Raw genomic sequence first — 22,964 nt, 5'->3', positions numbered from 1 at the left:
CCGCGCTACCTGAGGCCGATGAGTCCGCGCTGGCCAATGGTCTTGATGAAAGCGGTGACGCTGAGCTCGGCCTCGCGGGGCTGGAGGCCGTAATGGGCGGCAAACTCCCCGGCAATGCGGCGCACCGACCGCTGGCCGTCGATGCGGTCCCAGACAAAGGAGCCCATCTCGTCCAGTTCGAGCCGCTTGATCATGGGCCGCTGGTCCCAGAGGTTGACCTTTTCGGCCAGCCGCCCGAACCAGGGCTTGATGGCCAGGGGGTAGGCGAGACGGACCAGCCCGTCCGGGGTGCTGGTGGCCTGGACCCCGGAGTTGCGCACCGGGACCATGTTCAGGGCCTCGGACCGGGGGATGGTCGGCTGGGGGGGGCGCTTGCTAAACCAGCTCATAGGACTCGACCATGGCGGCAAAGGTAGTGTCGGGCAGTGGGTCGGTGCCGGTGGCGGTCACGACCAGGATGTGGTTGGTGCCGGGCGGAATCCAGACCTGCCCGCGGGCGTGGGTCTCGCGCCGCAGCAGCCTGCGCGCCAGCGAGGTCCGGACCGGACCGGACCAGGAGGCCATGGCTGCACCGCCCGCGTCAGATTCCATGGCGGGCAGTGCGGCAACAGGCTTGTCGGCCAGGGCTGTGGCTGCCCAGGCGACCAGGGTCCGATCCTTGAGCAGCACGCTGGCCGGGGCGAACCGCTCGAAGGTCAGGCGCGTGCCCGGCCCCTTGCCCGCCCCCATGCCCGATGTGATCCGCCTGTCCCGCGCGGCCTGGCCCAACCGCCTGGGCCGCCAGTAGCGCACCGAGTAGTGGCCGGGCCTGAAGGAAAAGGTGTCGAGGACGAACGAAACCGGGACGCGGCCGCGCAGGCCGAACATGGCAAAGGGCGTGGTCCTGCGGGTGGCCGGGTCGCGCCGCTCGGCGTCCGGCCCGCTGTGGTCGCGGAAGGTGGCCAGGATGTGGGCGGCCCGGTCCTCGGCCTCCCGGTTTTCGCTGCCGGGCGCGCCGTCGTTGTCCCGGTCCCGATCCTCCATGAAAAACTGGACCAGGGCGGCCAGCCCGGTGGCCGGGTTGTGCAGGGCCGCGCCAATGCCGCGATGCGGCCCGGCGCGCCAGATGAAGCTCTGGGCGCGCAGGCCGGACCGCACCAGCCCGGCCACGGCCTCGACCCAGGCGGCAGGCGGCGCATCGTCGGGCACGGCGCGCACGTCAGCGTCCCGGTGCTCCCTGGCCAGCCGCTTGAGGTGCTTGTCAAAGGAGAAGGAGCCGAGCACGGTGCGCCATTTCAGCTCGCACACCGGGCGCAGCCCATCGCCCAGCAGCAGCCCGTCGCGCTCCAGGGTCACGGGTTCCCAGGCGTCCGGCACGGTCAATCCCACGCCGTTCCAGATGTATTCCGCCATCCTGGCCGGGCTGCCCTAGCGGGGGACGAAGTCGTTCAGGTTCCGGATGGCCGTGGGGCCGCCCTGGTCCTTCTCCTGCTTGTCAAAGGCCGCCTTATAGCAGTCGTATTCGGCATCCAGCAGCGATTCCAGAGTCATCTTGATGGACACCCCAGGACGCATCTCCTTGTCCCGGCTCCACATGAGCAGGAGCGACACGGCTTCCTTGCCGCGCGCGAAATTCCACTGCCAGGCGATGACGTTCTTGAAGGTGTCGCCCTGGTAGCTGTCCGGCTCGCCGAACTGTTTGGTATATTCCTTGAGCAGGGCGTTGAAGAACTTCTGGCTGGTGTCGTGGAACTTGAGCTTGACGCGCAGCAGCTTCCTGTCGCCAAGGCAGTTGCCGTGGGTCAGGCTACCGCCCCGCACGCCCGGCACCGAGTCGGCCCTGAGGTTGGTCTCGGAGAGAAAGGGGATGTCCGTCTGCGACAGCCCCTGGCTGCCGTCGCAATAGGACTGGTACAGATCAACATCCTTGCCCAGAGTGAAGACAGAAAGGGTCAAGGGTAGGGGTTCCGCCGCCAGACACGGGGCGGAAAGCAGGATCAGGGCCAGGATTATGAATGCGCTCGGTCTCTTCATCTCAATAACTCCCTCGCTTGAAAAGGCTTGTCCGCCCCACGGGCGGTGCTCTATGGTTAAACGAGAAAACAACGCTTGGCAAAGGGATAGAACAGGAAAACAGCACCGGAGGGCGCATGTCCGTCAGGGCAATGGCATATTATCTGACAGCTGTGGTCATGGGAGCGGTCTACGGCGGGCAGGTCTGCCCGCTGCTTGAGGGGCTGACCCCCTTCAGGCTCGGGCTGATCATCCTGGCTCCTGTGGCCGTGGCCTACGCCCTGCGTTCGGTGGCCGAAGGCCCGCTCATGCGGCGATGGCCGCCGGTGCGCCACGCCCTGGTCCAGTTCTGCCTCGACCTCGCCCTGTTTACGACCAGTGGGCTGGCCGCCGCCCTGATCCTGCGCATAGGCTATGGCTTGGGTCTCCTTGAAAGCGGACTCAAGGTTTTTCTCAGCGTCTTCGCCATGGGAATTTTCGCCGGCCTCGACCTCTCGCTGGAGCGTGAGCGGATTGTCATCACCGCTGCCCGCAACGACAGGTCCACCTTCAGCCCGCCCTGCCGCGTCTTTCCCATCACGCGCAAGCTCGTGGTGGTGACCACGGCCATAGTCGCCCTCGCCGCAACCATCGTCATGCTGATCCTGGTGCGCGACATGCGCTGGCTCTCGGAGCAGGGGCTGTCGGCAATCTCCGTGGAGCCCCTGAGCCGGGCCGTGCTGGGAGAGATGTTCGTGGTCATGGGTGTACTCCTGGTCCTGGTGGTCAATCTCGCTTTCTCTTACGCCCGCAACCTGAGCCTGCTCTTTGCCAACCAAACCGCAGTGCTCGAAAGCGTTAGCCAGGGCGACCTCTCCCGGCGGGTGCCGGTGGTCACCTGTGATGAGCTGGGCTTCATCGCGGCCCACACCAACACCATGATCACCGCCCTGCGCGACGGGCGGCGCATGAGCGACGGCCTGCGCATCGCCAAGGAGGTGCAGCAGAACCTGCTGCCTGACCACGCCCCGGCCCTGCCCGGCCTGGAGCTGGCCGGGGCCGCCCTGTTCTCGGACGAGACCGGCGGCGACTTCTACGACTACATCGGCTGCGACGAGGGAACCTGCGGTCGCATCGCCGTGGCCGTGGGCGACGTGTCGGGCCACGGCATCGGCGCGGCCCTGCTCATGGCCGCCGGGCGCGCCCTGATCCGCCAGAGCGCGGCCTCGCCCGGCTCCCCGGCCCGCAACATCACCACCGCCAACCGCCATCTGGCCCGCGACATCGACGACACGGGCCGGTTCATGACCCTGTTCTTCATGATCCTCGACCCGGAGGAGGGGACCGCCACCTGGGTCAACGCGGGCCACCAGCCGCCCCTGGTCTTTGACCCGGCCAGCGGCGGTTTCAGCGAGCTCCGGGGCCGCGACATCCCCCTGGGCGTTGACCAGGAGTGGCGGTTCCACCAGCAGACCATGCCCCTGCCTGCTCCAGGCCAAATCATCCTTATTGGCACCGACGGCCTGTGGGAGGCCCATGACCGCCGGGACGACATGTTCGGCCCGGACCGGGTGCGCCAGGTCATCCGCGACAACGCGGCATCGGGAGCCGAGGACATCCTCCGCGCCCTGCTCGCCGCCGTGCACGAATTTGTCGGCGCAAACCCCCAGGACGACGACATCACCCTGGTCATCATCAAGGGCGTGTGACCCCCCCCCTTGGACAGTACGGCGCAGGAATTTCTGGATTCCCGGCCTGAAAACCCGTATTGGCTGGCCATGGCGCAGACACACCCCGCATTGGCTGAGATAGCAGCCGCCGCCCGCAAGCTTGGCCGCCCCGTGGAGGACGGACAGGCCGCGTCCCTGACCGACTACCTGAGCCAGCTCGTCAAATGGAACGCCAAAATGAATCTGGTGGGACCGTCGGACTGGCGCACCATCTTTGACACCTTGGTGGTGGACAGTCTCTATCTGGCGGATTTCCTGAACGGTCTCGACCTGGGCAACGCCCCGCTGTGCCTCGACCTCGGGGCCGGGGCCGGGCTGCCCGGCATCCCCCTGCGCATCCTCTGGCCGCACGGCGACTACTGGCTGGTGGAGAGCCGCGACAAACGGGCCACCTTCATGCGCTCCGCCGTGGGCCGACTCGGCCTGACCGCCACCTCCGTGTTCCATGGCCGGGCCGAGGACGCCCTGGACAGGCTCGCCCGGCACGGCCAGCACGCCACCGCCGACCTGATCGTCAGCCGGGCCTTCATGCCCTGGCCGCAGCTGCTCCCCTTTGTACGCCCCATGCTCCGCCCTGGCGGCACGGTGGTCATCCTGGCCAACACCCCGCCCCCGCCTGAGCCGGACCTGCCCGCCGGCTGGTCCCTGGCCGACGTGGCCAGCTACCCGGCAGCCGGGAAAAAACGCTACTTCTGGTCCCTGCGCCCGGCGTAAAGACGCAGAACGGGCTGCCCCAAAGGACAGCCCGCACAAGAACGATCACCGGAAAGACCTCGGCAGCCCGGCAGGGTCAGCCTTGTGAACCGACCTTTGGCCCGGCTCTCTATTTGGCATGGACACAGACTCACATTGGAGTATAAACAAAACAAAAACCATGATGAGGAGCCACTCATGACCGACATGCGCGAGTTGTGGAATTCGTTGAACAAAGAAAGTGAATTCAATTTCATCTCTCACCTTCAGAACGGTCAGGAGTGGGACAAGGCCGAATTTCACCTGACCGGCATCCGCTTTGTGGACAGAATGGCGGACCGGATCGTGGAATATGGCACCCTGGAACCCAGCAGAGCCAGCGTTCTGGAGATAGGCTGCGGCGTTGGCCGTTTTCTGAAACCTCTGGCCTGCCGCTTTCGTCTGGCCTGTGGCGTGGATATCTCCGAAGAAATGCTCAAGAGTGCAGCTACTCAGTGTTCGTGCCTGCCCAATATTGTCTTGCAGCTTACGGACGGCAGGACCCTTAACAACTTAATCGACAACAGTTTCGATTACTGCGTCAGCGCCGGAGTGTTCCAGCACATCACCGATTTCGAGGCTATCGCCTCCTATATGCGCGAGGCATTGCGGGTTCTCAAGCCTGACGGGCTCTTTCTGCTCCAATTTGAAGGCAACAGGAAAGAGGAGCAGGGACAGGGCCAAACCGGGGCGAAAATCACCGCTGCAAAACTGGATGCGGCACTTGCCGGTGCCGAATTCCAGATTCTTGAGGTTTCCGCAGACCCCACGGACGCGGTGCGCAACATTGTCCTCGTCCTCCGCAAAACACCCGGCCAAGCTCCCGTGGACACATTCAAGACATACCCCATGACTAAACGGCGGTGGATGGAAGGGGTGTATGACGACATCAAAACAAAGACGCAGATGCACGAGCGTCAGGCCGCCCCTCCCTTGACAATGACTTTTTACGACGCCTGACCCTGTTGTTTTGACAGCAGAAGAGACATCCACTCCATCCATCCACAGTTGACACGTAGCAAAACCGCCCCAAGGGGCGGTTTTCGCGTCGGATTCCTATCCCTCACCGACCGAAACCGGGCTGCTTATTCAACTCCTGATCCGTCTTTGCCTTCCTGCTCCAGAGCGGCACCCACGCCTTCCTCGCTCGTCAGCGTGGCGTAGGCGTCCTTGAAGATGAGCTTGGTGGCCAGCACATCGGCCAGCTCGCCAAGGTCCATCAGGGTTTCAAGGAACTCGATGATGGCCAGCCGCCGCTCCTCCTCGCCGTGCTCGAACTCAAAGGCGCAGTCGCCGCTCTCGAAGTATTGCTCCACCCGTTTCAGATATTCGATGTCCAGCATGGTCTTTCTCCGTCAGTCATGGTGATAGGGCATGTTTTTCATGATGGTGGCGGCCCGGTACAACTGCTCCAGCAGCACCAGCCGGGCCAGCTCGTGGGGCAGGGTCATGTCGCTCAAGCGAATGCTGACCCGCGCCACGCCCTTGACCGCGTCCGACAGGCCAAAGGGGCCGCCGATGACGAACACGGGACGCTGGTTGGGAGCGTCGGTCCACTTCTCCACAAAGGCGGCCAACTGGCGCGAGGTGAGCCGGTCGCCATGCTCGTCGAGGATGACCGCCACGTCGCCGGGCGCGAGCCTGGCCAGGATCGCCTCGCCCTCCTTGCGGCTGCGCTCGACGGGCGGCAGCTTGCCCGGCCCGTCCTTGATCACGGCCTCGTCGAGCTTGAAGAACCGGGACAGCTTCTTCCAATAATGGTCGCACCCGTCCTGGGAAAAGGGTTCCTTGAGCCTGCCCACCCAGATGAAGCCGATCCTGCTCATGGCCCGCCCGTCACACGCTCATGAGCTCGGCGGAAAGCGCGCCGTCCCGGTACTCGATGCGCACGAACCCGCCGCCCGCCAGCATGCCCGGATTGATGACCGTGCTTTCCCCGATCCTGTCCACGGCCCGCGATTCGTGGATGTGGCCGGTCAGGACCAGTGCGGGCCGGGCGCGCTCGATGAAGGCGCGCACACCAGGGCTGCCCACATGCTCGCCGTTGCCGAGCATGTCCGCCTTGGAGCCGTGGGGCGGCTCGTGCACGGCCACGATGAGGGTGGCAAAGGATGCGGCCAGGGCGTGGGTGGCGTCGAGCCACCCGACCAGGGTGGCCTCGGCCACCTCGCCGGGAGTGCCAAAGGGCGTGGGCGTGGAATAGCCCACCCCCATCAGGCCGAGTCCGGGTGCCAGCTCGCGCACCCGCAGGTGAAGGTCCATGCCCCGCTGTGCGAGCCGGGCCTCAACCGCGTCGGTGTCCATGTTGCCTGGCAGGGCAAAAATGCGCGGATTGATGGCCGCCACCGCGTCAATGACCCGGTCCGCGGACTCGCGGCTGCCCCGGTTGGTCAGGTCGCCCGTGAGGATCACCCCCTGGGCCCGACCCAGCCCCGGAATGGAACCGAGCACCCCGAAGCTCTCGTGAATGTCGCCAAACGCTATCCAGTACATGCCGCTCCCCTGCTGGATTCTCCGCTCTGCGCCCGCCCTTGCCCGGCGCTATTTCTCGCAATCCCCTCTCACGGCCAGCCGGGTCAGCTCGGCCAGACGCACGTCCACCTGCCGGTAGAGGGAGCCGGTGGGATACTGGCCGTTCCTGGCGCGCGTGCCGCAGCGCATGCCGGTGAGCAGGAGCATGGCCTCCTCAATGGTCTTGACCGGGAAGATGTGGAACCGCCCCTCGTCCACGGCCTGGACGATCTCGCCCTTGAGCATCAGGTTGACCACGTTGTCCGCAGGCAGGATGACGCCCTGGTGGCCGGTGAGTCTGCGCCGTCGGCAGACCTCGAAAAACCCCTCGATCTTGCGGTTGACGCCGCCCACAGCCATGACTGCGCCGGACTGGGAGACCGCGCCGGTAAAGGCATAGGAAAGGTTGATGGGCGCGCCGGACAGGGCCGAGAGCAGAGAGGCCAGCTCCGCGCCCGAGGCCGAGTCGCCCTCGATGCCCGCGTAGGACTGCTCGAAGCACAAAGAGCCGGTCAGCACGATGGGTTTGTCCTGGGCGAACAGGCGCACCAGATAGGACTTGATGATCATCATGCCCTTGGTGTGGATGGGGCCGCCCAGCTGGGCCTCGCGCTCCAGGTCGAGGATGCCGCCGTGGCCCACGCCAACCGTGCAGGATATCTGATGGGGCAGGCCGATCTCGTAGTCGCCGAACTGGGTCACGGACAGCCCGTTGGCAAGGCCCACGGCCCGACCGCTGGTCTCCACCTTGATCACCTGCCGGTCATAGTCGGTCATGAACTCCTCTTCGTAGAGGTTGACCCGGTAATCCTTGGCCGCCACCGCCGCGGCCAGCTCGGTCTGGCCGACCTCGCCGCGCCCGGCCATGCGGGCCAGGGCCGAGGCCTCGATCATGCGCTCGCGCAGCAGGGGGATGTAGAGCGAGAGCCTTTTCTGGTCCTCCACCAGCCGGGAGCCGAAATCCACCAGCCCGGCCATGGCCTCGCGGGTGAAGGGCAGGAGGCCCGACTCGGCTGCAATCTGGCCGATGACGTGCAGATAGTAGCGGATGTTCTCGGCATTGCGCGTGGCCGCGTGCTGCATGTGCGCCTTGAGCTTGAAGAATTTGTCGAACCGGTCATCGTTGTAGAGCAGGATCTCGTAGTGCTCCTCCGAGCCGATGAGAACCACCTTGACCTGCAGGTCCACGGGCGCGGGCTGGAGGGTCCGGGCGCGGACCTGATCCGGGTCCACCGGGTCCTCGATGCGCGACTGGCCGGAGCGCAGGGCGCGCAGCAACCCCTCCCAGGAGTTGGGGTTGGAGAGCAGGTCCTCGATGTTCAGGACCAGAAATCCGCCGTTGGCCCGGTGCAGCGCCCCGGCCTTGATCAGGGTGAAATCCGTGTACAGGGCGCCCATCTCGGCCTCGCGCTCGATGGAACCGAGGAGGTTGAAGGCCGTGGGGTGATCCTCCACCACCACGGGCGCGCCCCTGGTCTTGCCGTTGTCCACGAACAGGTTGACCTCGAACCGGGTGAAGAAATCCTCGCCGCCGGGCGGGCCATCGGGCAGGAGCCCGGCCAGGGAGCTGTCGCGCGGCAGGAATTGTTCCACATTGTCGAGCACTTCGTCCTGCAGGGCCTGAAAGTACTCGGGCAGCCCGCCGGCCCCCTTGAACTTGTCCACGACCTTGCCGAAGCTCTCGTCCAGGACCGCCCTGGCCGCCTCGCGCTGGAGGTCCACCTCGGATTGGCGCATGTCCGCCTCGTTCTGGTTGATGCGGCGCAGGATGGAGCTGACGCTGGCCAGCAGTTCCTCGCCCTTGGCCTTGAGCTTCTTGCGCAGCGGCGCGCCCAGGGTCTCGAAATCCTTGTCCGAGACCACCTGCCCGTCCACGATGGGCGAGAGGGTCAGGACGCCCTCCTCGTCCAGGCTCAGGCTGAAGCTCTCCTTCTCGGCGGTGGCGTCCATCCTGTTGAACAACTCCTCACGCTTGGAGTTGTACTTCTTGAGCATCCGCTCGTGTTTTTTCTGGAAGGCGTCCTTCTCGAACCGGGCCGGGATCTCCTGGCGGATGTGGGCCATGGCCTTGTGCTGGGCCTGCTTGAACTTGCGCCCCTGGCCTGCGGGCATGCGCAGGACGATGGGCCTGTCGTTGTCCTCGAAGTTGTAGAGGTAGACCCAGTCGCACGGGGTCTCGGCCCTGGCCGCCGCGGGCTTGAGAAAGCTCATGGCGAAATAGGTACGCCCCATGTTGGGCTCACCCGAGACATAGACGTTGTGCTCGTTGCTCTTGATCTCAAGGGCCAGGGCCAGGGCGTGGATGGCCCGTGGCTGGAACCGGGAGTGGACGTTGCGGGCCGGAATGTCGGCGCTGGTGGCAAAGGGGATCCGGGCCGGGTCAAGGTGCGCCCGCAGCTTGTCGCCGGACAGGCTCTTCACCTTGGGAGTGCTGGTCTGGTTCATTGGGTGCTCGCGTGTTTCGTGATGCGCGGCCAACCCGCCGCACGGCGAAGATACGGATTTTCACCCGCGATGTCACCCTGCATTGTGACGGCGCAGCCGAAGCGCGCCGGCCGGTCGCGGCTATTGTATGTAGTTCGGGAGATTGAGGAAAAGATTCGTCGTGTAGGTCATCATCTTGTCCATGATCCAGGGGAAGGCCACCAGCAGGGCGATGAAGATGGCCACGATCTTGGGGACCATGGTCAGGGTCATCTCCTGGATCTGGGTGGCTGCCTGGAGCACGGAGATAAAAATGCCCACAATCATGCCCACGCCGAGCATGGGCAGGGAGATGACCAGTGTGATTTCAATGGCTTGTCGGGCGAATCCGACCACGAATTCCGGCGTCATGACGCACTACTCCCCGGGCAGGTGCCTGTGCAGGGTCACTGAAAGGTGTTCACGAGGGAGCCCACGAGCAGGTTCCACCCGTCGATGAGGACGAAAAGCAGGATCTTGAACGGCAGCGAGATCATGACCGGCGGCAGCATCATCATGCCCATGGCCAGCAGGATGGAAGCCACGACCATGTCCAGGATGAGGAACGGGATGTAGATGAGAAAGCCGATGGTGAAGCCGGTCTTGAGTTCCGAGATGGTGTAGGCGGCCACCAGCATGATGGTGTTGACCTCGTCTCGGTTATTTGGCCGCTCCTCCTTGGTGATGGAGTAGAAGATGGACAGGTCCTTCTCGCGGGTATGCTTGAACATGAACTCGCGGATGGGCACCTGCGCCCGTTCCAGGGCCTCGTCAAAGCGTATCTCCTCGGCCAGATAGGGCTGGAGCGCGGTGCTGTTGATGGCCTTGCCCACCGGCATCATGATGACCACGGTCATGAAGATGGCCAGCCCGGCCAGGATCTGGTTGGGCGGCATCTGCTGGGTGCCCATGGCCTGACGCAGAAAATGGAAGACGATGATGATCCGGGTGAAGGAGGTCATGGTCAGCATGATGGCCGGGGCCATGCTCAACACCGTGAGCAGGAAGAGAATCTCAAGCAGGGTCGAAACCTCGCCCGGCTCGGCCTGTCCGGCAGCCAATTCCATGGTCAGCTTGGGGATGACCGGGTCCTGGGCCAGCGACAGGGCCGGAAAGAGGGCCAGCGCGCCAAACAGGCAGGCGCACAGCGTCAGCAGTCGGCGCGGATCAGCCGTCATTTTTCGTCCCCTCCCGTCCCCTTCCTGAGCAGGGCCGCAAAGCTCTTCGGCCCGGAGGCGCGCGCTCCGTCCTCTCCAACCTCGCCCGCCTCGACATCGGCCAGCAGACTGACGCGGTCTTCGGTCACGCCAAGGAGCAGGTCGCGGTCGCGAAAACGGACCACGGCCACGCTCTGGCGGGCGCCAAGGGCCAGACGGCTGATCAGGCGCGGGCCGTCCTTGCCGCCGTGCGCGCCCCAGCCCTGGATGCCGAGCCGCTTGAGCAGATAGTAGGCCAGGAACATCACGCCCAGCATGAGGCACAGGTACCCCAGCGTGGTCAGCAGGGTCGCGCCGGAGTCCACCACTGGCAGCTGCATGGGTGCGGCAGTGGCGTTGGCCTGGGCCAGAGGGCTATCCAAGCTGTTTGACCCGCTCGATGGGGCTGATGATGTCCGTCAGCCGGATGCCGAACTTCTCGTTGATGACCACGGCCTCGCCGCGGGCCACGAGCTTGCCGTTGACGTAGATTTCGAGCGGTTCGCCCGCCAGCTTGTTCAGCTCCACCACAGAGCCCTGGCCCAGTTGCAGCAGCTCGTTGATCAAGAGCTTGGTGCGGCCCAGCTCGGCAGAGACCTCAAGGGGGATGTCGAGAATGAAATCCAGGTCGCGCTTGCCGCTGGAGCTTGCGCCCTTGGCCGCACTGCCCATGTCCTTGAATTCGTAGTCGTGGGTCTGGGTGGAGAGAAACGCCTGCTCCTTCTCGTGCCTGACCTCTTCCTGGGTGGTCTCGGCAAGGGCGGCGGCCCACTCGTCGGCCAGGGACTCGTCGTCGCTGGCCACATCGGCGCTGGCGGCCTCCGAGGGGTCGGGCACATCGTTGCCTTCCAGCAGCGCGTCGGCCCACTCCTGTGCCAGTTTATCCTGATCTTCGGCCATGTCGTACCTCGCAAACATCGTTGTGCCCGTCAAAAAACATGACGGCCCGGAAAGGCCCTTGCAAGAGGCGTGCTACTGGATGACCATCTCCGTGATGTAGACGCGCAGAATCGCCCCCTTGCCCACGATCTGGTTGAGCCGGTCCACAATCTCCTGCTTCAGCTCCACCTTGGCCTTCATGGTCGAAAGGTCGTCGTAGGTCTTGCTTGAAAACAGCAGGAGCAGGGTGTCCTTGATCTTGGCCTCATACTTGAGAAGGGCCTGCTCGGCCTTTTCGTCGCGGACCTCGACCTCCATGCCGAGCTTGAGATACCGCCGCCCCAGCGGATCGGCCAGGTTGACCAGGAACATGGGCAGGGGCACGAGCTTGCCCTCAAGGGACTCTGTCGGCACGCCCGCGCCCTCTTCCCCGGCCCCGGACTCGGCGGTCTGCGCCTCGTCGGGCGCGGCCAGGAACATGGTGTAGCCGAAATACCCGCCAACGCCGAGCACGATCAGCGCCACGGCGATGATGATCCACTTGAGCTTGCCGCCCTTCTTTCCTTCCTGGACAAGATCTTCGTCAGCCATGTCGGCCACCTTTGTTTTCTGGGTTGGTGCTCTCTTCTTAGCGTGATTCCGCGGTGTTTTCCAGACAAAGTTTAGAGCAGTCGGTCCGGGCGGTCACGGCCCGCTACAGATAGCCGCCCACGGGCCGGGCGGTCTTCAGGAGAATCTCGACACGCCGGTTCATGCTTGAAGCCACCGGCCTGTCGCGCTCATCCAGGGCCGGAACGTCGCTGCCGTAGGCGGATAGGGAAAAGCGGCGGTCAGGCACCCCGGCATCGACCAGGAACGAGAGCACGGCCAGGGCGCGGTCCCCGGACAGGGCGTAGGGGTCGGCCCCGGTGTCCGAGGCGTCCGTATGCCCGGCCACGTTGACCGGCGCGGCGGTGAACAGAAGCACCGGGGTCAGCGCTTCGAGCAGCTGCTCCCCGCGCAGGCTCAGGCGCGACGCGCCCGGCTCGAAAAGCAGCTTGTCCGTAAAGACCAGGGCCACGCCATCGGGCTTGGCCAGGATCTCCAGGTTTTTGTCCAGCTCGGCCTTGCTCAGGTCATCCGGCAGCACGTCGTCGGGGAAGAGCAAATCCTTGAGGCGCTGCTTCTTGTCCAGCACCTCCCAGGGTTTTTCCATCAATTCTATCACCAGCCGCTCCCTGACATCCACCCGCCCGGAGCCGCGCTTGTCGAGCAGCCCGAGATCGGCGGTCTGCAGGGTCACCCGCGTCAGGATGGCGTTGTCCATGGACGACATGGTCAGAAGCAGGACGAAAAACGTCAGCAGCAGGGTCACCAGATCCGAGAAGGTGACCAGCCACAGGGCCAGCGGCGGGCAAAGTTCCTTCTTCTTCCTGGCCATGGCTACTCCAGCCCCTGCGGCGGGCGGACATCGAACCGGAACCCGTTGACATCGATGGTGTCCACCAACCCGGCGTCCTGGCCTGTCAGGGACCGGAGGCGCTCGCCCGCGTCGATGTTGCGCTTGTCGAGCACGATGTCAACGCGCCGGTTTCTGGCCCGGCTCTCGACAGTTGTCTGGGTGTAGAACGGCATGTACTTGCCGAATCCCTCGACCCGGAGCATGCCCGGGCGCATGCCGCGGTCGATCAGATGACGGTAGACCGCAAGGGCGCGGCTTAAGGAGATCTTCCACGACAGGTCGGGGTTCTCCTCGTCGTCGCCGGGCTTGTAGTCCGCGCCCAGTTCGTCGCGCAGCTGGGAGGTGTGCCCGGCCAGCAGCAGCGGGTACTGCACCTGGGCGAAGACCGGCATGTACCCGTCCAGCACGGCCTGCCCGGATTCGCTCAAGGTCACGGCATCCGGCCCGAAGAGCAGGCTCGCGTCAATGGACAAAATCTGGACGAAGCGATTGGAGCGGAAATTGATGTCGTCGTCGATGTTTTCCCACTTGAGGGCCTTGAGCGATTCGAGGTCGCCCGAGTCGATGGGTCCGGGCTCCACGGTGCGCCGGGTGTCCTTTTTGGAGAAGACCTCATAGCTGGCGTCCTCCCAGCCAAAGGTGCCGATGATGGAGCCGAGCGCCACCAGTTTGCGGCGCGGGTCGATGTGGGACATGGAGACCAGCAGCACGAAAAAGGTCAGCATCAGCGTCATGACATCCGAGAAGGTGATCATCCACGGAGGCATTTCCTCGCAAATGTGCTTTTTCCCTTTTTTCGCCATAAACGGGCTCTCCCGGACGGGCGGCGACCGGCTAGTCGGTCACGACCCTGTCCTTGGGTGGCAGGTAACTGTTGAGCTTTTCCTCGATGATGCGCGGGTTTTCGCCCTTGGAGATGGACAGGATGCCTTCCATTATCATCTCGCGCAGCAGGATTTCCTCCTTGCTGCGCGCCTTGAGCTTGCCCGCCATGGGGTTGAAGACGAGGTTGGCCAGCATCGCCCCGTAGAGGGTGGTCAGGAGGGCCACGGCCATGGCCGGGCCGATGGTGGACGGGTCGCTCATGGTCTGGAGCATCTGCACCAGACCGACGACCGTGCCGATCATGCCCATGGCCGGGGCCAGGGTGCCGAGCACGGCCACCACGTCCGCACCGGTGGCGTGCCGCTCGCTCAGGTAGGAGACCTCGGTCTCCAGGATCTCCTGGATAGTCTGCGGCTCCAGGCCATCCACCGTCAGTTGCAGCCCCTTGCGCATGTAGTCGTCGTCGATCTCCTTGATCAGCGGCTCCAGGGAGAGGATGCCCTCGCGCCGGGCGCGGTTGGCGTAGTCCTTGAACCGGTCGATGATCTCGCGGGGCGATTCGAGGCTGGAGAAGAAGGTGTTCTTGATGACCCCGACCAGACCGATGACATAGCTCAGCGGATAGTTGACCATGGCCGCGCCAAGTGTCCCGCCGATGACGATGAAAAAGGACGGCACCGAAATGAAGATGATCAGGCTCGACCCCGACAGGATGGCCGCGACCACCAGACCGAATGAGAGAACAATGCCGATGACGGTTCCGAAATCCATACCCTGCCCTCTGCCTTTCCTCTTATGTTCTCCGGGGCCGCGCCCCGAAAATCCTCGTGCCTATCCGCACCAGGGTCGCCCCCTCCTCCACTGCCGGAACAAAATCGCCGGTCATGCCCATGGAGAGGTGGGGCAGCCGATGGCCAAGCCTGGCCTCCAGCGCGTCCCGCAGCTCCCGCAACCGGGCAAAAACAGGTCTCGCCCGCGCCGGATCGTCAAAAAACGGCGGCAGCGTCATCAGCCCGACAAGGCGGACGCCGCCCATCCCCAGGACCGCCTCGGCCAGAGGAATCAAATTTTCTTCCGTGATTCCGGACTTCTGAGCCTCCCCGGCACCATTCACCTGGATGAGGATGTCCTGGACCACGCCCAGCTCCGAAGCCTTTTTATGCAATGCCTGGGCCAGCTTATGAGAATCAACGCTGTGCACCAGACAAAAGTTCCCGACCACGAACCGCGCCTTGTTGGACTGCAACCCGCCGATGAAGTGCCAGTTGAGCCCGAGGTCGGCCAGTGCCTCGCGCTTGGCCAGGGCCTCCTGCACGTAGTTTTCGCCGAAATCCGCCTGCCCGGCCCCGGCCAGGGCGCGCACGTCCGAGGCGGCATGGAATTTTGAGACCGCCACCAGGGTGATGTCGCCGGGCGCGCGTCCGGCCCGGCGGGCCGCCTCGGCCAGCGTCTCCCGCACCTCTGCCGCGCGCTCGGCCAGCTCCGTCCTTCTCTCGCTCATAACTCTCAATGAATCCGGCCTTTAGGCTTCACACGCCTTATCGGCCCATTTTTCGTTTAGTTTAATGAATTAATGAAGAATGCGCGCTCCTGCGCCGTCTCCAGGGACCATATCACGACAGGCAACCATGTAACCACCCGAAATTTTGCCTGAAGCGCGACACCGCCCAAGACATGGAATTGTCCATAATGATGCCGAATCATTCAATTCCCGGCCATGGCACAGTGATCGCTCGACGCCGGGGCACTGGACCCTTGTCATGATCGCGACAGTCGTGGCATAGATTTGGGCAGTTGAGCCCCCACACCCTCCAGCAGGCACCGGGTACCCGCATGAACGAACGATATTTCCAGACCCTCCAGCTCGGAATGGCCGCCCAGCTCAAGGAATTGTCCCTCGACGAGGTGGTCCTCTACGTCCTCAACCACCTCCACAACTTCCTGCTCGACGAATCCATCTGCATGTGCTTCATCGACCGCCTGGCCAACGACCCGGAGACGGCCAGACACGGGCAGGCGCAGAAGACCCTGCTCTACCTGCTGGACAAGGGGTTGCAGCTGCGCCCCCTGCGGCCCGGCCTGCTCGACGCCGTGGGACGCCTGACAGGCAACACCCAGGTCCGGCAGCGGCTCGACATCGTGCGCCAGTACAACCGGGACGCCGAGACCTACGGCCTCATCTCCGGCCTCAACCTCAAGGTCGATGCCGGGGACGCCGCCGAGTTCATCGCCCGGCTGCTCAAGGCCCACCCGGACCACGTGGCCGCGGCCCAGTTCGCCCTGGCCGTGGACCGGCAGCAGGGAGTCCCGGCCGGTCCCTGGCTGGCTGGTTTCGCCTGCCCCGATCCGCTGCGCCGCGACTGGGAGATCGCCCTGTTCAACCATCAGGCGTCGGTGGGCGCCCTGGACCAGGCCATGGCCCTGTGGCCGGACCTGAACAAGGCCATGCTTCGCGAGACGAGCCTGAATCTGGCGGCAGAACTGTTCGCGGCAGCGGGCAACACGGCCCAGGCCGTGGCCCTCTATGAGAAATCCCTGCGCCAGGACCCGCGCCAGACCCCGGTGCACCTGCGCCTGCGCGAGCTGCAATCCCGGTTCGCGCCCGACGCCTCGCTGCTGACGCGCCGGAGGGTGAGCATCTGCCTCTACTCCTGGAACAAGGCGGACATGCTCGGCCAGACCCTGGAGAGCCTGAGCCGCTCGGATATTGGCCCGGCCCGCATCGACGTGCTGCTCAACGGCTGCACAGACCACAGCCGCGAGGTGGTTGAGCGGGCGCGCGCCCTGTTCCCGGACAACGAGTTCACGGTCCACGACCTGCACGTGAACATCGGCGCGCCAGCCGCGCGCAACTGGCTCGCCGGACTGCCCGAGGTGCGCGCCAGCGACTACATCGCCTTTCTCGACGACGATGTCACGGTGCAGCGCGACTGGCTGGCCTCGTTCCTGACCGTGGCCGAGGCCGACACAAAAGTCGCGGTGGTGGGCTGCAAGATCGTCCACCCCGGCAGCCCGGCCTTGCTCCAGTATCTCTACCGCTATGTGGCCATAGCCGACCACGGCCTGCTCAAGGTAAGCATCAACGCGCCCGAGCACCAGTACGACACCCATGTCTACGACGTGGTCCGCGAGACCCGGAGCGTCATGGGCTGCCAGCATCTGCTGCGCACCAGCGCCCTGGCCGACGCCCCTGCCGGGTTCGACATCCGGTTCAGCCCGTCCCAGGTGGACGACATCGACCACGACCTCGTCCTGTGCCTGGCCGGGCACAAGGTCATGTACTGCGGCCCGGTGACCTGCGTCCACCACCAGTCGAGCGGCAAGAACGAGACCAGGGCCACCATGAAAATGCCGGACCTGGGGGCCATCATGGGCAACGACATCAAATTCTACTACAAGCACGCCGGCCACCTGGACCGGCTCAAGGCCCTGGACAACCTCGGCCTCGACCTCGGCGTGCCCCTGCCGGAGATCTAGGCGGCAGGCCCCGGCTCGCCCCTGGCCCGTTCCACCTTTCACCCATAATCAATATACAGAGACTTGACGGCACACCCGGTTAACGGGCATAGCACCCCCTCAAACCCATCAATCAGGCCGCGCGGGGGTGCATCCGCCCCGCACGGACGGCCAAGAGTCCCAATATGCCAAAAGATCTGATCATCGTTGAGTCCCCGGCCAAAGTGAAGACCATCAGCAAGTTCCTGGGCAAGGACTATATGGTGGACGCCTCGGTCGGCCATGTGCGCGACCTGCCCACCCGCGACCTGGGCGTGGACGAGGAGAACGGGTTCACCCCGCGCTACGAGATCATCCAGGGCAAGGAAGAGGTGGTCAAACGGCTCAAGGCCGCAGCCAAAAAGGCCGGCACCGTCTACCTCGCGCCCGACCCGGACCGCGAGGGAGAGGCCATCGCCTGGCATGTGGCCGAGCTGCTCAGGCCGGTCAACAGCAACATCCGCCGCATCCAGTTCAACGAGATCACCGCCCGCGCCGTCAAGGAGGCGCTGGAAAACGCGCAGGATCTCAACCAGAACCTGTTCGACTCCCAGCAGGCCCGGCGCATCCTGGACCGGCTGGTGGGCTACAAGATTTCCCCTATCCTGTGGAAGAACGTCAAGCGCGGCATCTCTGCCGGACGCGTCCAGTCCGTGGCGCTGAAGCTGCTGGTGGAGCGCGAAAAGGAACGCCGCGCCTTCAAGACCGACGAATACTGGCCCTTCAAGGTGCTGCTCGAAGGCGGCAACCCCCCGCCCTTCTGGCTCGAACTGCACAAGCTCTCGGGCAAGGCGGTCAAGCCGGGCGTCAACCACATCTCCACCCAGGCCGAGGCCGAGGCGCTCCAGCAGACCCTGGAGGCGGGCCAGTTCACCGTGGACTCGGTGCAGGAAAAACAGCGCAAGCGCGACCCCCTGCCGCCCTACATCACCTCCACCCTGCAACAGGACGCCAACCGGCGCATGGGCTACTCGGCCAAGCGGACCATGTCCGTGGCCCAGCGGCTCTACGAGGGTGTCGAGCTCGGCAGGCACGGCACCACCGCCCTGATCACCTACATGCGTACCGACTCCGTGCGCATCGCCAAGGAAGCGCAGGAAGCGGCCAGGGAACTGATCATCGACCGCTTCGGGGCCGACTACTATCCGTCGAAACCCAGGAATTTCAAGACCAAGGGCGGCGCGCAGGACGCGCACGAAGCCATCCGGCCTGTGGACGTGACCATCACGCCCGACGATGTCAAAAGCTCGCTGCCCTCGGAGCAGCACAAGCTCTACCGCCTCATCTGGCAGCGGTTCGTGGCCTCGCAGATGGCCGCGGCCAGCTTCTGGGACACCACTGTGCTGGTCTCGGCCCCAGCGACCGAGTGGCGGGCCAAGGGCGAGCGCCTGCTCTTCCCCGGTTTTCTCGCGGCCATGGACAAATCCGGCACCGAGGCCGAGACCGAGCTGCCCAAGCTGGTCGAGGGCGAGACCCTGCGCCTGAACGAGCTGAAAAAGGAACAGAAGTTCACCCAGCCGCCGCCGCGCTACTCTGAAGCCTCGCTGGTCAAGACCCTGGAAGAGCTGGGCATCGGCAGGCCGTCCACCTATGCGGCCATCATCTCCACCCTGCTCGACCGCGAGTACGCCCGTCAGGAGGAGAAGCGGTTCGTGCCCACCGAACTCGGCTTCACCGTGTCCGACCAGCTCTCCGAACACTTCCACGCCCTGATGGATGTCGGCTTCACCGCCCAGATGGAGAGCCTGCTGGACGACGTGGCCGCGGGCAAGCAGGACTGGGCCAAGCTGCTCAAGGACTTCGGCCACGACTTCTACCCCACCCTGGAAAAGGCGCGCACGGAAATGGCCCGCTCCCAGCAGGAGACGGACATCGTCTGCGAGAACTGCGGCAAGCCCATGTCCATCAAGTTCGGCAAGACCGGCGAATTTCTGGGCTGCACCGGGTTTCCCACCTGCCGGACCATCAAGAACTTCACCCGCGACGAGAACGGGGCCATCCGGATCGTGGAGCGCGAAACGCCGGAGGAGACCGGCGTGGAATGCGAAAAGTGCGGCAAGCCCATGGCCATCAAGCAGAGCCGCCGGGGTGAATTCCTGGGCTGCACCGGCTACCCGGACTGCAAGAACATCGTCAATTTCCAGCGCGACGAAAACGGCGCCATCTCGGTCATCGAGTCGGAGAAGCTGCAGGTGGTGGGCTCCTGCCCGGACTGCGGCGGCGAGCTGCTGCTCAAGAAGGCGCGCACCGGCTCGCGCTTCATCGCCTGCTCCAACTACCCGGACTGCACCTATGCCGCGCCCTTTTCCACGGGCGTGCCCTGCCCAGTGGAGGGGTGCGCTGGCGAACTGGTGGAAAAATCCTCGCGCCGGGGCAAGATATTCTTCTCCTGCTCCGCCTACCCCAAGTGCGACTACGCGGTCTGGAACTGGCCGGTCAACGAGCCGTGCCCCAAGTGCGGACACCCGATCCTGACCCGCAAGACCACCAAGGACAAGGGCGAACACCTGGCCTGCCCCCAGAAAGGGTGCGGCTACACCCGCGAACCGGACGAGCCTGCCGACACTCCAGACACACCCGACCTGCCAGACATGCCCGACGACAACGCATAGGTCCGACCAACAACGACACCACCCGACAACCGGGGCCGAAATTTCGGCCCCGGTTTTCTCATGCGCCGGGCGCGGGCGCGCCGCGTTATTATCAGACCACGGCAAACGGCTTTTCTTTACACGGCAGACCCTTGACCGTAAGGTTGCACACTGGAGGATCACCATGCCAGACACTTGCTTCACCAGGATCGTCGGACGCCGTCACTGCCTGCAAACCCTCCTGGCCCTGGGGGCAGGAGCCCTCGCCTGGACCGGCTTCACGCCCGCCCTGGCGGCCCGGCCCAAGTCCAAGGTGGTCGTGGTCAGGACAGGCAACCGCGTCAAGGGCGTGAGCACGGCCATGGCCCAGTTCGACCTGAACCGCTTCAGCGGCGCGAGCGTGGCCATCAAGGCCAACTACAACAGCGCCGACCCCTTCCCGGCCTCCACCCACATCGACACCCTGCGCACCATGATCGCCACGCTCAAGGAGGTCGACGCAGGCCCCATGACCCTGGTCGAGCGCAGCGGCATGGGCAACACGCCCGAGGTGCTCGAAACCATGGGCGTGAACGTCCTGGCCGAGGAACTGGGCTTCAAGGTGGTGGTCATGGACGACCTGGACGGGGAAGACTCCGTCCTGGTTCAGCCCGAAGGGAGCCACTGGAAGCGCGGCTTTCTGCTGGCCCGACCCTTTGTCACCGCAGACCGGGTGGTGCAGACCTGCTGCCTCAAGACCCACCAGTACGGCGGCCATTTCTCCATGGCCCTGAAAAACGCCGTGGGCGCGGTGGCCAAGCACGATCCCGGCGACGGGTACAACTACATGGGCGAACTGCACCGCTCGCCCGACCAGCGCTCGCTCATCGCCGAGATCAGCCAGGTGTTCCGCAACGACCTGATCGTCATGGACGCCATGAAGGCGTTCATCACGGGCGGGCCGCACGCGGGCAAGGAGGTGGAGCCGGGAGTCATCGTGGCCGGGATTGACCCAGTGGCCGTGGATGCGGTGGGTGTGGCCATTTTGCGCATGTATCCGACCACGGCCAAGGTTCTTGAAGGGCCGGTCTTCGGGCAGGAGCAGATCCGGCGCGCGGCAGAGCTTGGCCTTGGCGCGCGCTCAGCGGAAGATATCGAGCTGGTCCACTTCGGAGCAGGGTCGGCGGAGTTTGCCCAGGGTGTCAGGGAGAAGCTTGGGGCGTGATCGCACAAGGAGCTGAAGAATCTTCAACCCCTCTGCCTCATGACATGACGCGGGCCAGGCCGCCCAAGACACGCCTTGGGTGCGACTGCGCGGCCTGTCAGAACGTGATGATGGTATAGCCCTGATCGATGTATTCGGCCATGGAGGGATGGCCGGACATGTCGCCGAGCAGGGGGAGTCCTGCGGCCTTGACGGCGTCGAGCACGCCGAGTTTGGCGGAGCAGGCGCGGCAGGCGCCGTCGATGAGGCCCTGCTGGCGCGCCTGCTGGTACAGGGCGCGCAGCGGGTTGTCCGGCTGTTCGAGCTGGGGGACGAGGGTGACCGCCGCGCCCTCGAAAACGATGGCAACCTTGTTGCCCCGCTCGGCCATGTCCAGGCCGTTGAGCAGGACGTGGATGAAGCACGTCATTTCACCGTTGAAAGCATACAGACAATACATGTGTCACTCCGTCGGTTGGGGTGTGCGGTTCAACTCTCCGGGTCGTCAAACTTGGCGGCGATGATGGCGGCGTCCGTGGGTTCGGCCTTGAGGTCGAGGCTTTTGGAGTTGCCGTAGCAGTAGAAGCCGTCTGGCCGCAGGGAGACATAGCCTGCCGAGAGCGCCCTGGTGTAGGGCATCTGCTCACGCATGTCGGCGTGGTCGATGCGGTTGGAAAAGATGATGGGCGTGGGCGCGCCGGAAAAATCCTCGAACATGATATACTTCATGGCTTCGCTCCTGCCGCATGGCGATAAGGCGTGATGAGACCGTCGCGCGGTGGTCACTGATTCGCGATCTTCGTCCTCGGCACACTATGGGGTAATGGCCGTTATATCAACCATTGCCTGAACGGCGGGCGCAGGATATGAGGGGCCGATGCATGAATTTCGAAAGATAGGGGTCTGGCAGACAGCCTTTTTGGGCGATGCCGTGCTCACCCTGCCCATGCTCCACGCCCTGGCAAACCGGTATCCAGGCGCAGAGATTCACCTCTTTGTGCGGGGCGGGCTGGAGCCGCTGTTCCAGGCCCAGCCCGAGCTGGCCGGGGTGCACGGATTCGCCAAGCGCGGGGCGCAGAAGTCGCTGCTGTCTGCGCTCCGGCTGGGGCGCGACATCGGGCGGCAGGGGTTTGATCTGTGGATTTCGGCCCATGCCAGCCTGCGCTCGGCCATGATCGCCACGGCCACGGGCATCCCTCGGCGCATCGGCTACGACCGCCCGTGGTTCAACCGGCTGGCCTACACCGACACCGTGGACCGACGGTTTCCTGATCTGGAGGAGGTGGAGCGGCTGATGGGGCTGCTCACCCCGTTGGGCATGGACGGCCCGCCCCCCAAGGCGCGGCTGGTCCTGCCGCAGGAGGCCAGGGACGCGGCCAGCGCTTTCTGGCGCGAACGCTGCGGCAATGCCCCGGTGCTGGGCATCCATCCCGGCTCCACCTGGCCCACCAAGTGCTGGCCCGTGGACTATTTCAGCCGCGTCGCGGCCATGGCCGCGGACGCGGGCGCGCAGGTGCTCGTCCTCGCCGGGCCGGGCGAGGAGGCGGTGGCGGCACAGGTGGTGGCCGGACTGACCGCTGGAGTGACCGGGGCAGGCCCGGACGCGGTCATCAATCTGGCCGGGCAGCTCTCCCTGCCCGAGCTGGCCGCCTGGATCGACCGGCTCGACGCCTACCTGACCAATGACTCCGGCCCCATGCATCTGGCCTGGGTCCAGGACACGCCCCTGGTGGCCCTGTTCGGACCCACGGTGCGCCAGCTCGGCTTTTTCCCGCGCGGCGAGAGGTCCACGGTCATGGAGACCCCCCTTGCCTGCCGCCCCTGCAGCCTGCATGGTCCGCGAAAGTGCCCGCTGGGCCATCACCACTGCATGCGCGCCCTGACCCCGGACATGGTCTGGGCCGCCCTCGCGCCCAAGCTCGGCCTGTGATCCGTTCCATGTCCCTT

At 64.9% G+C, this 22,964-nt stretch carries 25 protein-coding genes; 7 read left to right on the top strand and 18 right to left on the bottom strand.

What is annotated here, in order from left to right; all coding sequences use genetic code 11:
• Positions 1-5 precede the first annotated feature (5 nt).
• From DAES_RS01340 to DAES_RS01330, 3 genes are read right to left on the bottom strand one after another with little or no spacing between them, the layout of a single operon-like run.
• Positions 6-389, bottom strand: coding sequence for a PqqD family protein (locus tag DAES_RS01340; protein ID WP_013513237.1), 384 nt, complete (start codon positions 387-389; stop codon positions 6-8).
• Entirely contained in the window at positions 376-1,392 is a 1,017-nt protein-coding gene (locus DAES_RS01335) for a hypothetical protein (RefSeq protein ID WP_013513236.1), read from the bottom strand. Before DAES_RS01335 ends, DAES_RS01340 begins: the two co-directional genes overlap by 14 nt.
• 15 nt (positions 1,393-1,407) lie before the next feature.
• Entirely contained in the window at positions 1,408-2,013 is a 606-nt protein-coding gene (locus tag DAES_RS01330) for a hypothetical protein (RefSeq protein WP_013513235.1), read from the bottom strand.
• A 116-nt stretch (positions 2,014-2,129) separates the two neighbouring features.
• On the opposite strand from DAES_RS01330, the gene DAES_RS01325 reads away from it, so the two are divergent.
• From DAES_RS01325 to DAES_RS16785, 3 genes are all read left to right on the top strand, one after another.
• A complete protein-coding gene (locus DAES_RS01325; RefSeq protein ID WP_013513234.1) occupies positions 2,130-3,680 on the top strand; it encodes a PP2C family protein-serine/threonine phosphatase in 1,551 nt (516 codons plus the stop codon).
• Between the two features lie 90 nt (positions 3,681-3,770).
• Positions 3,771-4,415, top strand: coding sequence for a 16S rRNA (guanine(527)-N(7))-methyltransferase RsmG (gene rsmG, locus DAES_RS01320; protein WP_236608442.1), 645 nt, complete (start codon positions 3,771-3,773; stop codon positions 4,413-4,415).
• A 177-nt stretch (positions 4,416-4,592) separates the two neighbouring features.
• Positions 4,593-5,393, top strand: a complete 801-nt coding sequence (locus DAES_RS16785) for a class I SAM-dependent methyltransferase (protein WP_013513232.1) — start codon at positions 4,593-4,595, stop codon at positions 5,391-5,393.
• Positions 5,394-5,518: 125 nt separating this feature from the next.
• Here the strand turns inward: DAES_RS16785 and DAES_RS01310 are convergent, their stop codons facing one another.
• The 13 genes from DAES_RS01310 to DAES_RS01250 form a co-directional block, all read right to left on the bottom strand.
• Entirely contained in the window at positions 5,519-5,776 is a 258-nt protein-coding gene (locus DAES_RS01310; protein WP_013513231.1) for a hypothetical protein, read from the bottom strand.
• A gap of 12 nt (positions 5,777-5,788) precedes the next feature.
• On the bottom strand, positions 5,789-6,259 hold the full coding sequence (locus tag DAES_RS01305; RefSeq protein ID WP_013513230.1) for a 23S rRNA (pseudouridine(1915)-N(3))-methyltransferase RlmH: 471 nt from the start codon (positions 6,257-6,259) through the stop codon (positions 5,789-5,791).
• A gap of 10 nt (positions 6,260-6,269) precedes the next feature.
• Complete coding sequence (locus tag DAES_RS01300; protein WP_013513229.1) at positions 6,270-6,926, bottom strand: metallophosphoesterase family protein; 657 nt, start codon at positions 6,924-6,926, stop codon at positions 6,270-6,272.
• Between the two features lie 48 nt (positions 6,927-6,974).
• Positions 6,975-9,389 carry a Lon protease family protein gene (locus DAES_RS01295; RefSeq protein ID WP_013513228.1) on the bottom strand — a complete coding sequence of 805 codons (2,415 nt, stop codon included), beginning with the start codon at positions 9,387-9,389 and terminating at the stop codon, positions 6,975-6,977.
• Positions 9,390-9,509: 120 nt separating this feature from the next.
• Entirely contained in the window at positions 9,510-9,779 is a 270-nt protein-coding gene (gene fliQ, locus DAES_RS01290; RefSeq protein ID WP_013513227.1) for a flagellar biosynthesis protein FliQ, read from the bottom strand.
• A gap of 35 nt (positions 9,780-9,814) precedes the next feature.
• The gene (gene fliP, locus DAES_RS01285) at positions 9,815-10,585 is read right to left on the bottom strand and encodes a flagellar type III secretion system pore protein FliP (RefSeq protein ID WP_013513226.1); all 771 of its coding nucleotides are present in this window, start codon (positions 10,583-10,585) and stop codon (positions 9,815-9,817) included.
• On the bottom strand, positions 10,582-10,986 hold the full coding sequence (gene fliO / locus DAES_RS01280; protein ID WP_236608441.1) for a flagellar biosynthetic protein FliO: 405 nt from the start codon (positions 10,984-10,986) through the stop codon (positions 10,582-10,584). Before fliO ends, fliP begins: the two co-directional genes overlap by 4 nt.
• On the bottom strand, positions 10,979-11,503 hold the full coding sequence (fliN, locus tag DAES_RS01275; RefSeq protein ID WP_013513224.1) for a flagellar motor switch protein FliN: 525 nt from the start codon (positions 11,501-11,503) through the stop codon (positions 10,979-10,981). The genes fliO and fliN overlap by 8 nt, the downstream gene beginning before the upstream one ends.
• A gap of 72 nt (positions 11,504-11,575) precedes the next feature.
• Positions 11,576-12,073, bottom strand: coding sequence for a flagellar basal body-associated FliL family protein (locus tag DAES_RS01270; protein ID WP_013513223.1), 498 nt, complete (start codon positions 12,071-12,073; stop codon positions 11,576-11,578).
• 103 nt (positions 12,074-12,176) lie between these two features.
• Entirely contained in the window at positions 12,177-12,902 is a 726-nt protein-coding gene (locus DAES_RS01265; RefSeq protein ID WP_013513222.1) for an OmpA/MotB family protein, read from the bottom strand.
• Between the two features lie 2 nt (positions 12,903-12,904).
• Positions 12,905-13,726: an OmpA/MotB family protein gene (locus DAES_RS01260; protein WP_013513221.1), complete on the bottom strand. Its 822-nt coding sequence runs from the start codon at positions 13,724-13,726 to the stop codon at positions 12,905-12,907.
• 31 nt (positions 13,727-13,757) lie between these two features.
• Complete coding sequence (locus DAES_RS01255; protein ID WP_013513220.1) at positions 13,758-14,519, bottom strand: motility protein A; 762 nt, start codon at positions 14,517-14,519, stop codon at positions 13,758-13,760.
• Positions 14,520-14,541: 22 nt separating this feature from the next.
• A complete protein-coding gene (locus DAES_RS01250; RefSeq protein WP_013513219.1) occupies positions 14,542-15,249 on the bottom strand; it encodes a YggS family pyridoxal phosphate-dependent enzyme in 708 nt (235 codons plus the stop codon).
• Positions 15,250-15,581: 332 nt separating this feature from the next.
• On the opposite strand from DAES_RS01250, the gene DAES_RS01245 reads away from it, so the two are divergent.
• From DAES_RS01245 to DAES_RS01235, 3 genes are all read left to right on the top strand, one after another.
• Entirely contained in the window at positions 15,582-17,225 is a 1,644-nt protein-coding gene (locus tag DAES_RS01245) for a glycosyltransferase (RefSeq protein ID WP_013513218.1), read from the top strand.
• A 164-nt stretch (positions 17,226-17,389) separates the two neighbouring features.
• Complete coding sequence (gene topA, locus DAES_RS01240; protein WP_013513217.1) at positions 17,390-19,855, top strand: type I DNA topoisomerase; 2,466 nt, start codon at positions 17,390-17,392, stop codon at positions 19,853-19,855.
• Positions 19,856-20,018: 163 nt separating this feature from the next.
• A complete protein-coding gene (locus tag DAES_RS01235) occupies positions 20,019-21,038 on the top strand; it encodes a DUF362 domain-containing protein (protein ID WP_013513216.1) in 1,020 nt (339 codons plus the stop codon).
• Positions 21,039-21,135: 97 nt separating this feature from the next.
• On the opposite strand, the gene DAES_RS01230 is transcribed toward DAES_RS01235, so the two are convergent.
• On the bottom strand, positions 21,136-21,477 hold the full coding sequence (locus DAES_RS01230; RefSeq protein ID WP_013513215.1) for a DsrE family protein: 342 nt from the start codon (positions 21,475-21,477) through the stop codon (positions 21,136-21,138).
• Between the two features lie 29 nt (positions 21,478-21,506).
• Positions 21,507-21,746: a hypothetical protein gene (locus tag DAES_RS01225; RefSeq protein WP_013513214.1), complete on the bottom strand. Its 240-nt coding sequence runs from the start codon at positions 21,744-21,746 to the stop codon at positions 21,507-21,509.
• A 148-nt stretch (positions 21,747-21,894) separates the two neighbouring features.
• Between DAES_RS01225 and waaF the strand changes: the two genes are divergently transcribed.
• A complete protein-coding gene (gene waaF / locus DAES_RS01220; RefSeq protein ID WP_013513213.1) occupies positions 21,895-22,947 on the top strand; it encodes a lipopolysaccharide heptosyltransferase II in 1,053 nt (350 codons plus the stop codon).
• The last annotated feature ends 17 nt before the right edge of the window (positions 22,948-22,964 follow it).

The organism is Pseudodesulfovibrio aespoeensis Aspo-2 (assembly GCF_000176915.2).
GTDB classification, from domain to species: Bacteria; Desulfobacterota; Desulfovibrionia; order Desulfovibrionales; family Desulfovibrionaceae; genus Pseudodesulfovibrio; species Pseudodesulfovibrio aespoeensis.
The sequence above is the reverse complement of the archived record's forward strand: the minus strand, read 5'-3'. Positions and strand labels throughout refer to the sequence as shown.

Coding starts and splice junctions, on each gene's coding strand:
- DAES_RS01340 (WP_013513237.1), bottom strand. CDS start 389: ATGAGCTGGTTTAGCAAGCGCCCCCCCCAGCCGACCATCCCCCGGTCC.
- DAES_RS01335 (WP_013513236.1), bottom strand. CDS start 1,392: ATGGCGGAATACATCTGGAACGGCGTGGGATTGACCGTGCCGGACGCC.
- DAES_RS01330 (WP_013513235.1), bottom strand. CDS start 2,013: ATGAAGAGACCGAGCGCATTCATAATCCTGGCCCTGATCCTGCTTTCC.
- DAES_RS01325 (WP_013513234.1), top strand. CDS start 2,130: ATGTCCGTCAGGGCAATGGCATATTATCTGACAGCTGTGGTCATGGGA.
- DAES_RS16785 (WP_013513232.1), top strand. CDS start 4,593: ATGACCGACATGCGCGAGTTGTGGAATTCGTTGAACAAAGAAAGTGAA.
- DAES_RS01310 (WP_013513231.1), bottom strand. CDS start 5,776: ATGCTGGACATCGAATATCTGAAACGGGTGGAGCAATACTTCGAGAGC.
- DAES_RS01305 (WP_013513230.1), bottom strand. CDS start 6,259: ATGAGCAGGATCGGCTTCATCTGGGTGGGCAGGCTCAAGGAACCCTTT.
- DAES_RS01300 (WP_013513229.1), bottom strand. CDS start 6,926: ATGTACTGGATAGCGTTTGGCGACATTCACGAGAGCTTCGGGGTGCTC.
- DAES_RS01295 (WP_013513228.1), bottom strand. CDS start 9,389: ATGAACCAGACCAGCACTCCCAAGGTGAAGAGCCTGTCCGGCGACAAG.
- fliQ (WP_013513227.1), bottom strand. CDS start 9,779: ATGACGCCGGAATTCGTGGTCGGATTCGCCCGACAAGCCATTGAAATC.
- fliP (WP_013513226.1), bottom strand. CDS start 10,585: ATGACGGCTGATCCGCGCCGACTGCTGACGCTGTGCGCCTGCCTGTTT.
- fliN (WP_013513224.1), bottom strand. CDS start 11,503: ATGGCCGAAGATCAGGATAAACTGGCACAGGAGTGGGCCGACGCGCTG.
- DAES_RS01270 (WP_013513223.1), bottom strand. CDS start 12,073: ATGGCTGACGAAGATCTTGTCCAGGAAGGAAAGAAGGGCGGCAAGCTC.
- DAES_RS01265 (WP_013513222.1), bottom strand. CDS start 12,902: ATGGCCAGGAAGAAGAAGGAACTTTGCCCGCCGCTGGCCCTGTGGCTG.
- DAES_RS01260 (WP_013513221.1), bottom strand. CDS start 13,726: ATGGCGAAAAAAGGGAAAAAGCACATTTGCGAGGAAATGCCTCCGTGG.
- DAES_RS01255 (WP_013513220.1), bottom strand. CDS start 14,519: ATGGATTTCGGAACCGTCATCGGCATTGTTCTCTCATTCGGTCTGGTG.
- DAES_RS01250 (WP_013513219.1), bottom strand. CDS start 15,249: ATGAGCGAGAGAAGGACGGAGCTGGCCGAGCGCGCGGCAGAGGTGCGG.
- DAES_RS01245 (WP_013513218.1), top strand. CDS start 15,582: ATGAACGAACGATATTTCCAGACCCTCCAGCTCGGAATGGCCGCCCAG.
- topA (WP_013513217.1), top strand. CDS start 17,390: ATGCCAAAAGATCTGATCATCGTTGAGTCCCCGGCCAAAGTGAAGACC.
- DAES_RS01235 (WP_013513216.1), top strand. CDS start 20,019: ATGCCAGACACTTGCTTCACCAGGATCGTCGGACGCCGTCACTGCCTG.
- DAES_RS01230 (WP_013513215.1), bottom strand. CDS start 21,477: ATGTATTGTCTGTATGCTTTCAACGGTGAAATGACGTGCTTCATCCAC.
- DAES_RS01225 (WP_013513214.1), bottom strand. CDS start 21,746: ATGAAGTATATCATGTTCGAGGATTTTTCCGGCGCGCCCACGCCCATC.
- waaF (WP_013513213.1), top strand. CDS start 21,895: ATGCATGAATTTCGAAAGATAGGGGTCTGGCAGACAGCCTTTTTGGGC.